Here is an 8,713-nt window from a genome sequence, read left to right as displayed (position 1 = left end):
GGCGCAATGGTGGCCCCCGGCGGCATAACCGGCTGGCCCGTCACCGGGTCGATGGCGCAGGCATCGGCGGGGCAGAGCTGGAACCCGCCGCGCGCGGTGTCGGCCTTGATCGCATAGATGAAGCGCCCACCGACGAGCTCGACGCGGGTGATGAAGGGTTCGGCGGCCTTCAGGTATTCCTGCACCAGGGTGATTCCGTCCTCGGGCTCCTCGAAACCCGGGGACGCGACGTAGTCGGCCAGTTCCGCGCGGGAGTCGAACCTCCGCACGCCCAGGCCCTTGCCGCCCTGGTTATGTTTGAGGATGAACGGCGCCTCGAAGGTCTCCGCCGCTTGGAGGATGCGCTGCCGTCCGATGGCCGCCACCGTCCGGGGCGTGTCGATCCCGGCGGCCCGAAGCGCCGTGAGCTGGTCCACCTTGCTCATTTCCAGCTCGAGCACCCGCCGCCCGTTGACCGTCCGGCGGCCGGAGGCCTCGAGCCAGGACAGCACCGCACGGGCGTAGTCCTTCGACAGGCCGTGGCCGCGGGTGTGGGCCGAGGCGCTGATCCGGGACCAAAAGATCCCCTCGGGCGGCACGCCGTCCAGGTCGAGCACTCCATCGGTGAGCACCCACTCCACCACCTCGACGCCCTCCTGCTCGAACGCCCGGGCGAAGGGCGGAAACCAGTCCGGATTCTCATGGAGCGCGTAGATGGTCTTCATGGGTCCTCCCGCGGCGTAGGTGATCGGGTTCCGCCCATCCTAGCCGGGCGTGGCATCCGCCCGGGCCGGCGGGTCCGGGGCGCCGGGCCTCCTAGACTTGAGCCATGACTGCAACACTCGTGGCCAAGTCCCTCGCCGGCGGCCACGGCCACCGGATCCTGTTCACCGACCTCGACCTCACGGTGTCCCCGGGGGAAGTCGTCGGGGTGGTCGGGGCGAACGGCGCGGGGAAGTCGACGCTGCTGCGGCTGCTGGCCGGTGCCGACGCCCCTGCCGCCGGTTCGGTGCGCACGGCCCCGGCGGACGCGTTCGTCGGCTGGCTGCCCCAGGAGCACGAGCGCATCCCCGGGGAGACCGTCGCGGCCTATCTGGCCCGCCGGACCGGGGCGACCGCCGCGACTGCGGCCATGGAGCAGGCGGCGGAGGAGCTGGGATCGGGGACCCGCCAGGCGGAGGACACCTATGCGTCCGCGCTCGATCACTGGCTGGCCTCCGGCGCAGCGGACCTCGAGGAGCGCATCCCGCCGGTGCTGGCCGACCTTGCGGTGGGTGTGGCCCCGGATGCCCTGATGACCTCCCTGTCGGGCGGCCAGCTTGCCCGCGTCGCCCTGGCGGCGCTGCTGCTCAGCCGCTTCGACCTGGTGCTGCTCGATGAGCCGACCAACGACCTCGACCTCGACGGCCTCGCCCGCCTCGAGTCGTTCATCCAGAACCTCCGCGGCGGGGTGGTGCTCGTCTCCCACGACCGCGAGTTCCTGGCCCGCTGCGTCACCACGGTCGTCGAACTCGATCTGGCCCAGAACCAGGTGGCCGTGTACGACGGCGGATACGACGCCTTCCTCGAGGAACGGGCGGTGGCCCGGCGCCACGCCCGGGAGGCCTACGAGGGGTTCGCCGACCGGAAGTCGGACCTCCTGGCCCGGGCCCGGACCCAGCGGGAGTGGAGCTCCCAGGGGGTGCGCAATGCCATGAAGAAGAACCCCGACAATGACAAGATCCGCCGCCGGGCCAGCATGGAGTCCTCCGAGAAGCAGGCCCAGAAGGTCCGGCAGATGGAGTCGCGCATCGCCCGCCTCGATGAGGTGGAGGAACCCCGCAAGGAGTGGCAGCTCCAATTCAGCATCGGCACCGCCCCGCGGTCCAGTTCGGTTGCGGCGACCCTGAACCAGGCGACCGTCCGGCGGGGCGCCTTCACGCTCGGTCCGGTGTCCCTGCAGGTCAACGGCGGCGAGCGCATCGGCATCACCGGCCCCAACGGCGCCGGGAAATCGACCCTGCTTCGCCTCCTGCTCGGCCACGAGGCCCCCGCGGAGGGCACGTCGGCCCTGGGCGCCAGCGTGGCCGTGGGCGAGATTGACCAGGCCCGCCGCCTGCTGGACGAGGAGGCACCTCTGGGGGACGCGTTCGAACGCCTGATGCCTCAGCTGAGCCAGGCCGAGGTGCGGACCCTCCTGGCGAAGTTCGGCCTGAAAGCGGACCAGACCGGGGCCCGGGTGGGCTCGCTCTCGCCCGGGGAACGGACCCGGGCGGGGCTGGCGCTGCTTCAGGCTCGCGGGGTCAACCTCCTGGTCCTCGATGAACCGACGAACCACCTTGACCTTCCGGCCATCGAGCAGCTCGAATCGGCCCTCGAGAGCTACACCGGGGCCCTTCTCCTTGTCTCACACGACCGCAGGCTGCTGGAAAACGTCCGCCTTGACACCCGGTGGGAGGTCGACGGCGGCCAGGTGCGGGTCCGTCCCGCCTGAGCGGCTCCGGGGGCACCTCCGGGCGCAGGGCCCGGCTAGCTCTCCGGGTCATACCCGAACTCGCGGAGCTCCTGCGGGCAACGGCAGACCACCGCGATCCTTCGAGCCCACTCGAGCGCGTCCCCGCGCGTCGGCAGTTCGAGCACGAGGAACCCGCCCGTGAGTTGAGAGCCCGGATAGAGTTCGGTGCCCACCGAGCCGTCGGCGGTGACCAGTACCGGATCGACCTGCTCGTTGATCCCCCCGCCGAACACGTAGACTCCGGCATCCTTCGCCTCCTGGATCAGGGCGTGGGATTCGGCGGAGACGATCGGGAAATCCTCGGCGCTGACCACCATGGCTTCGCTCGGGAAGGAGATGAGGTATTTGGTCATGTCCCGATGGTGCCGCGCCGGCGGGCCGCCCGCAACCGGTGGAGGCGCATCGAGGACCGGCGCGCCGTCCCTCTCCGCGTGGCGGGTACCGCTAGCGGCCGGGCTCGCGGGCGAGGGCCTTGTCGTGCTCGGTGTGTGCCCTGCCGATGAGTTCGAGGAACTCGGTCTCGTTGCGGATCAGGCGCTTGTACTTCTCCGGAAGCCGCTTGAGGTCCGCCTCCTCGGCGCACAGCTTCGCATAGATCCGTTCGCGCTCAACAATGTCGGTCTCGTAGTTGAGGTCGAGGTAGTCGGTGGCATGGCGCCGGGCGCCCGAGACGGCGTTCTTGGCCTTGCCCTTGGGGCTGTAGACCGAGGCCAGGACCGTCACCAGGAGGACCCCGAGGATGACGCCGAGGGAGACCCCGGTGCTGACCTCCACCACGGGAACCTCCTCGCCGTCGTTGATGAAGGGGAGGTTGTTCTCGTGCAGCGCGTGCAGGATCAGCTTGACGCCGATGAACCCCAGAATCACGGCCAGGCCGTAGGAAAGGTAGATCAGGCGGTCAAGCAGCCCGTCGATGAGGAAGAACAGCTGGCGCAGGCCCATCAGGGAGAACGCGGTGGCGGTGAAGACGATGAACACGTTCTGGGTGAGCCCGAAGATCGCCGGGATCGAGTCGAGCGCGAACAGGATGTCGGTTCCGCCGATGGCGATCATGACCAGCAGCATCGGGGTCAGGACCCGCTTGCCGTTCTCGATGGTGAACAGCTTGTCGCCGTCGTAGTGCTTCGACGCCGGGAGGAAACGGCGGGCCAGGCGCACCATCGCCGGCTCGGTGTCGTCGTCGTGCCCGCCGGGCTTCAGCAGGTTTCCGGCGGTGAGGAGCAGGATCAGTCCGAAGATGTAGAACACCCAGGCGAACGAGTTGATCAGCGCCGCGCCGAGGAAAATGAAGCCGGTGCGGGCGATGAGGGAGAAGACGATGCCGAACAGCAGCACCTTCTGCTGGTCGGCCCGCGGTACGCGGAAACTGGACATGATGATCAGGAACACGAACAGGTTGTCCACGGACAGCGCTTTTTCGGTGATGTAGCCGGCGAAGTACTCGGTGCCGGCGGTGGGACCGCCGAACACCAGGATGCCCAGCCCGAAAACGATGGCGATTCCGACGTAGATGGAGGACCAGATCGCCGATTCCCGCAGGGTCGGCGTGTGGGCCTTGCGGACGTGGAAGAAGAAGTCGAAGGCCAGCAGGCCCATAATCCCGATGACCGTGGCGACCCAGACGAAAAACGGAACATCCATCCGTGCGTGTTTCCTTCCCAGGGGCTGAGCGCCGGCCCGGGCCGGCAGGCTTCAACGATACTGGGCCGGACTCGCCCGGCGCCGCTGAGTCGGGAAACATGACGGAGCCCGCAGGGTGCGGGCACCGCTGCGGGCTCCGTTGGATGCCCGGTCCGGCCGGGCCACCTGGGTGGAGCCGGAGGCGGATCACCGCCCCAGGCCGCCCACCGGTGCTACCACCGGTGGGCCACGTCGACCACGAGCCGTGAGCCGGTCCCCGGCGTGTCAAGGGTGAACACGCGGTAGGGAAGCCGGGCGCGCACGCCCAGCCCGAAGGTGGTCTCCCCTTCGAAGCTGCCCACGTAGGCGATCTGCCGGAAGGTGCTGTACCCGGCCGTGCTCACCACATCACTGCGGTTGGATGGCCGGTAGGTTGCATTCCCACGGGCGTCATAGGCGGGAGCCTTGACGCGGATCGAGAGGTCCGCCGCACCGCGGAGCGGTACGTGCGCACCGGACCCGGGCGCATGGACGCTCCGGGCATAGCGGACGTCGTAGCCGACCCGCTCCCCCCGCAGGTCGATCACCATCCGGTCAAAGCACGCGTGCCGGCCGGCACGCACGTTGGTGATCGGCGCCGTCGGTTGAGCAGCGGCCGTCTTGGGCAGTGAACCCCAAGTGATGCCGCAGTAGGCAGCCGACGCCGGCCCAGGAGCCGCGATCCCCAGCCCCGCCGCGAGTGCAAGAACTGCAAGCGCGGAGGACGATTTCTTCTTGAGATTTTTCATTACACACCATCTAAGGTTGCGGAATAGGTGCAATTATGGTATCGCCGACCCGCAAGGAAGGATCTGCCGCCCGGCAGGTTGGCGCCGGATTGTTATTGTGGCCCAATGACCGAACTCCCCGTCGCCCTCGTCACGGGCGCCTCCCGCGGCATTGGCCGCGCCATCGCCGCCGAACTCGCCCCCACCCACCACCTCCTGCTGGGCGGGCGCGACTCCCGCGCCCTGACGGAACTGGCCGTCGGCCTTCCCTCCGCAGGGATCTTCGCCGCGGATCTTCAGCATCCAGCGGAGGTGGAGCGGGCCTGCGCGGCCATCGGGCGGCTCGACCTGCTCGTGCACTCGGCAGGCGTCCTGCGGGTGGGCGCCATCGCGGACCTCTCCGACGACGCGTGGCAGGAGAGCTTCGCGGTCAACCTCTTCGCCGTGGTCGGCCTGACCCGGCGGCTTCTGCCGGCCCTGCGCGCATCGCGCGGCCAGGTCATTGCCATCAATTCAGGCTCCGGCTACTCCTCGGGGGCCGGATCGGCTGCCTACAGCGGCACCAAGTTCGCCCTGCGCGCCTTCACCGACGCCCTCCGCGAGGAGGAGCGCCGGCACGGGGTGCGGGTCAGTTCGATCCACCCGGGCCGGGTGGCCACCGACATGCAGGAAGAACTGCACCGGTTCGAGGGCAAGGAGTACTCGCCCGAGGCCTGGATCCAGCCGGCCCAGGTGGCCAAGGCCGTGCGGCTCGCCGCCGATGCCTCCCGGGAGGCGACCATCGAGACGCTGAGCATCCGTCCATCCGGGATGGTCTGAGACTTCAGCACCCGTGGCCCGCGTCGGTCTCCCGGCCGGCCGGGCCGGCCGGGAGACCCCTGCTCAGGCGCGCGCGGGTTCGGCCAGGAGGGCGTCGATCTGGCCCATCCCTTCCCGGACCCCCTCCTCCATGCCCATCTCCAGCATCTGCTGGAGCTGTTCGGCACTCTCGAAAACGGTCACCGTAGTCATCCGGGTGCGGCCCTCGACGGTCTCGAGGGTCATGACGCTGTGGGTGGCCCCCATCTTGTCGTCCGGCACGCCGTTCTCGTCGGCGAATCCGTCGTCGTACTCGAGGCGGCGGGGAGCGTCGATGGCCGTGATCTTCCACCAGCCGTGGAACTTCTCGCCCTCGGGGCTGGTCATGTAGTAGTTGGCGGAGCCCCCGGGCATGAACTCATGCCGCTGGAAGGTCGCGGGGTAGGTGGGCGGGCCCCACCAGCGTTCGAGCTGGCGCGGGTCCTCCCAGACCTGCCATACCCGTTCGACGCTGGCATCGAACTCGGCGACGAAGGTGAGGCTGAGTGCCTCCGGGTCCTGGTGCGAAGAGATGAATGTCATGGGACTACTCCTTTTCCTCAGCGAGAATGTCAGCGATCCGGTCCGCACGCTGCCGCCAGATCAGCTCGTACTCTTCGAGCAGCCGCCGCGCCTTTTCCACACCCTCAAGATCAGGCCGCACGATCTGCTCCCTTCCGCGCTTCTCCTTCGTGACGAGGGAGGCACGCTCCATTACCGCGACATGCTTTTGTACTGCGGCGAAACTCATGGCGTAGTGGGCGGCCAGCCCGGAGACCGAGTACTCCCCCGTGATGACCCGGGCGAGGATATCGCGGCGGGTGGCATCGGCGAACGCCTGGAAGAGGCGGTCCAGCCTGGCATCTTCGACCTGATCTACAACCATTTGGTTGTAACTTACGCCGGCATCCATCCGGCGTCAAGGGTTTTTCCGGTACGGGGAATCCGGCGCCTCTTCGGGCCCGCCGCCGGAACCGACGGCCTCCCGAACTGGGTCTGTACCCCCGGCGAAAAGAGCACGGACTGGGGCGGCCCCGACACCTCGAAGCCCGCCGCCGCCACCAGGGAATCCCGGAGGTGGACCACCGTGGCCGGGAAGAGGCGCCAGGGTTCATGCGTGTTGGGGACATACAGCGTGCGGCCGCCGAGCCCGGTATGCAGCCCGTACCGGGCGGTCAGCTCCAGCGAAAGGGGATCGGCCGCGGCAGCGGTCCGGTCGGGGCGCACCGAGAAGGAGGAGGACGCACCGCCCCGAAACCGCCGGACGTCGTAGCCGAACCGCTCCCCGCCCACGGCATTTGCGTTCTCCCCCGTCGGGCGGCAGCGTGACCACACGTAGTTGATCCCAAAGGCCCTGGCGGCCAGCACCACGGCCAGGCGGGACGCGTCGAGGGTGATGAAGACGACGCCGCGCACGCCGTCGGGCCCCCGCGAATACAGGCGGACATTGATTTCGGTGAACGACCCAAGGTAGGGAACGGGCCTCCCCTGCCCCAGCCCGGCGCCGACCATGCGGAAGCCGATCAGGCCGACCCAGGTGGAGCCGTCGATCTCATCGGGCTCCACGCCCGGCGGCATATAGCGCGCGGCGGCGGCCACCGGGATCCTCCAGTGCAGGAAGACCGCGTCGGCCCAGAACTGATCCATAATGCGCGGGCGCGGAAGCGCCGGCGGATCCGGCCAGGCCCCGGTGGGCGCGCTGGTGGGCCGGGAGTGCTGGGAGGTCACCGCGCCGCCCTTCCGCCCGCTGCCTGCCTGCCCGCTGCCTGCCTGCCCGCTGACCGCCCGCCCGCCGCCTGCTCCCCGGGATTTCCCACGGAACCGGCGCTTGTCCGTCTCAGGTGGACGGAGGGGGCGTGCGGCGGTTCGCCCGCGCCCGGTTGGTCAGGCTCTGCATCGCCTGGTGGCGCCGCGCCGAAAGGTCGCGCAGCAGCTTGTTCGACTCGGGGTTCCGCAGTGCCGCGGGCGAGGGCCGCTGGTACCTGCGCCGCCCAGGGGCTTCGGAGCCGTCGGACTCGGGCCGGATCATCATGGAAACGTCCTCTCCCTGAAAATGCCCACCGCGCCGCGCCAGTCGGCCGTTGCGGGGTGAATCGATTGTAGGGCCCGGGGAATACGCGGACAAGGAAAATTCCAACCGTCGTATTCGACCGGGCTAGAAGGCGTAGCGGATGCGGCAGTACGGAAGGTGGCGCCCCATCAGTGCCCGGAAGTCGTCGAGATAGCCGCGCTTTTCGGCGGCGGTGTACCGGACGTTGATGAATCCGTTCGAGGAGCGCTTCTGCTCCTGGAGCTCGGGCCGCCACAGGATCTCCTCGGCGCGGGGGTGCCAGCCGAGGTTGACCTCGTGGAGCTGCTGGTTGTGGGTGAGGAAGATGACCTCCGCCGCGAGCTGCTCCTTGGCCTGCGGAGTCAGGACGGCGTCGATCTGGGCGAACAGCGAGCGCCACTCCTCCCGCCACCCGGGCGTGACGATCACCGGGGAGAAGTTGAGGTGGACCTCGTACCCGGCCTCCACGAAGTCATTGACCGCGGCAAGGCGCTCAGCGATGGGCGAGGTGCGGACGTCGACGACCCGCGCCAGCCGCTCGGGCATGAGGGAGAACCGGACCCGGGTCCGGCCGCGCGGGTCCCAGCCGAGCAGGTCCCGGTTGACGTATTTCGTGGCGAAGGACAGCTTGGCCGTCGGCAGGCTCCCGAAGAGATCGACGAGGTCCCTCACGTTGTCGCTGACCATCGCGTCGACCGAACAGTCGCTGTTTTCGCCGATGTCGTAGACCCAGGCGGTGTCATCGCACTGGTTGGGCTCGAGCTTCATGCCCTGGCGGGCCACGTGCCGCTCGAGATAGCCGCTGATCTGCTCGATATTCGCGAAGACCGTGATGGGGTTGCTGTAGCCCTTGTGCCGGGGGACGTAGCAGTAGGCGCAGGCCATCGCGCAGCCGTTCGCCGTCGACGGCGCGATGAAGTCGGCGGAGCGCCCGTTGGGCTTTGCCGCCAGCGACTTCTTGAACCA

General features: G+C 68.9%; 11 protein-coding genes. 2 read left to right on the top strand and 9 right to left on the bottom strand.

What is annotated here, in order from left to right; all coding sequences use genetic code 11:
* The coding region (locus QZX79_RS10115; protein ID WP_294568131.1) for a RimK family alpha-L-glutamate ligase at positions 1 to 704 on the bottom strand (704 nt) is incomplete at its 3' end.
* 104 nt (positions 705 to 808) lie between these two features.
* Between QZX79_RS10115 and QZX79_RS10110 the strand changes: the two genes are divergently transcribed.
* A complete protein-coding gene (locus QZX79_RS10110) occupies positions 809 to 2,452 on the top strand; it encodes an ABC-F family ATP-binding cassette domain-containing protein (RefSeq protein WP_294568129.1) in 1,644 nt (547 codons plus the stop codon).
* Between the two features lie 35 nt (positions 2,453 to 2,487).
* On the opposite strand, the gene QZX79_RS10105 is transcribed toward QZX79_RS10110, so the two are convergent.
* The 3 genes from QZX79_RS10105 to QZX79_RS10095 form a co-directional block, all read right to left on the bottom strand.
* A complete protein-coding gene (locus QZX79_RS10105; RefSeq protein WP_294568127.1) occupies positions 2,488 to 2,826 on the bottom strand; it encodes a YciI family protein in 339 nt (112 codons plus the stop codon).
* A gap of 91 nt (positions 2,827 to 2,917) precedes the next feature.
* Positions 2,918 to 4,114, bottom strand: a complete 1,197-nt coding sequence (locus QZX79_RS10100) for a TerC family protein (RefSeq protein ID WP_294568125.1) — start codon at positions 4,112 to 4,114, stop codon at positions 2,918 to 2,920.
* A 212-nt stretch (positions 4,115 to 4,326) separates the two neighbouring features.
* A complete protein-coding gene (locus QZX79_RS10095; protein WP_294568123.1) occupies positions 4,327 to 4,881 on the bottom strand; it encodes a hypothetical protein in 555 nt (184 codons plus the stop codon).
* A gap of 105 nt (positions 4,882 to 4,986) precedes the next feature.
* On the opposite strand from QZX79_RS10095, the gene QZX79_RS10090 reads away from it, so the two are divergent.
* Entirely contained in the window at positions 4,987 to 5,679 is a 693-nt protein-coding gene (locus tag QZX79_RS10090; protein ID WP_294568120.1) for an SDR family oxidoreductase, read from the top strand.
* A gap of 63 nt (positions 5,680 to 5,742) precedes the next feature.
* On the opposite strand, the gene QZX79_RS10085 is transcribed toward QZX79_RS10090, so the two are convergent.
* The 5 genes from QZX79_RS10085 to QZX79_RS10065 form a co-directional block, all read right to left on the bottom strand.
* The gene (locus QZX79_RS10085) at positions 5,743 to 6,240 is read right to left on the bottom strand and encodes an SRPBCC domain-containing protein (RefSeq protein ID WP_294568118.1); all 498 of its coding nucleotides are present in this window, start codon (positions 6,238 to 6,240) and stop codon (positions 5,743 to 5,745) included.
* Between the two features lie 4 nt (positions 6,241 to 6,244).
* Positions 6,245 to 6,583, bottom strand: coding sequence for a helix-turn-helix transcriptional regulator (locus QZX79_RS10080; protein WP_294568116.1), 339 nt, complete (start codon positions 6,581 to 6,583; stop codon positions 6,245 to 6,247).
* 11 nt (positions 6,584 to 6,594) lie between these two features.
* Positions 6,595 to 7,344 (bottom strand): YqjF family protein, encoded by a 750-nt coding sequence (locus QZX79_RS10075; RefSeq protein ID WP_294568133.1) that lies wholly within the window; start codon positions 7,342 to 7,344, stop codon positions 6,595 to 6,597.
* Positions 7,345 to 7,534: 190 nt separating this feature from the next.
* Complete coding sequence (locus tag QZX79_RS10070) at positions 7,535 to 7,729, bottom strand: hypothetical protein (protein WP_294568114.1); 195 nt, start codon at positions 7,727 to 7,729, stop codon at positions 7,535 to 7,537.
* Positions 7,730 to 7,852: 123 nt separating this feature from the next.
* Positions 7,853 to 8,713, bottom strand: an 861-nt coding sequence (locus tag QZX79_RS10065) for a spore photoproduct lyase family protein (RefSeq protein WP_294568112.1), incomplete at its 5' end; no start/stop codon positions are given.

This window comes from uncultured Arthrobacter sp., assembly GCF_902805515.1.
In the GTDB taxonomy this organism is placed as follows: Bacteria; Actinomycetota; Actinomycetes; order Actinomycetales; family Micrococcaceae; genus Arthrobacter_D.
Note: the sequence above shows the minus strand (reverse complement) of the source record. Positions and strands in the feature narration are given on the sequence as shown.

Coding starts and splice junctions, on each gene's coding strand:
- QZX79_RS10075 (WP_294568133.1), bottom strand. CDS start 7,344: ATGGATCAGTTCTGGGCCGACGCGGTCTTCCTGCACTGGAGGATCCCG.
- QZX79_RS10100 (WP_294568125.1), bottom strand. CDS start 4,114: ATGGATGTTCCGTTTTTCGTCTGGGTCGCCACGGTCATCGGGATTATG.
- QZX79_RS10080 (WP_294568116.1), bottom strand. CDS start 6,583: ATGGTTGTAGATCAGGTCGAAGATGCCAGGCTGGACCGCCTCTTCCAG.
- QZX79_RS10090 (WP_294568120.1), top strand. CDS start 4,987: ATGACCGAACTCCCCGTCGCCCTCGTCACGGGCGCCTCCCGCGGCATT.
- QZX79_RS10110 (WP_294568129.1), top strand. CDS start 809: ATGACTGCAACACTCGTGGCCAAGTCCCTCGCCGGCGGCCACGGCCAC.
- QZX79_RS10085 (WP_294568118.1), bottom strand. CDS start 6,240: ATGACATTCATCTCTTCGCACCAGGACCCGGAGGCACTCAGCCTCACC.
- QZX79_RS10095 (WP_294568123.1), bottom strand. CDS start 4,881: ATGAAAAATCTCAAGAAGAAATCGTCCTCCGCGCTTGCAGTTCTTGCA.
- QZX79_RS10070 (WP_294568114.1), bottom strand. CDS start 7,729: ATGATGATCCGGCCCGAGTCCGACGGCTCCGAAGCCCCTGGGCGGCGC.
- QZX79_RS10105 (WP_294568127.1), bottom strand. CDS start 2,826: ATGACCAAATACCTCATCTCCTTCCCGAGCGAAGCCATGGTGGTCAGC.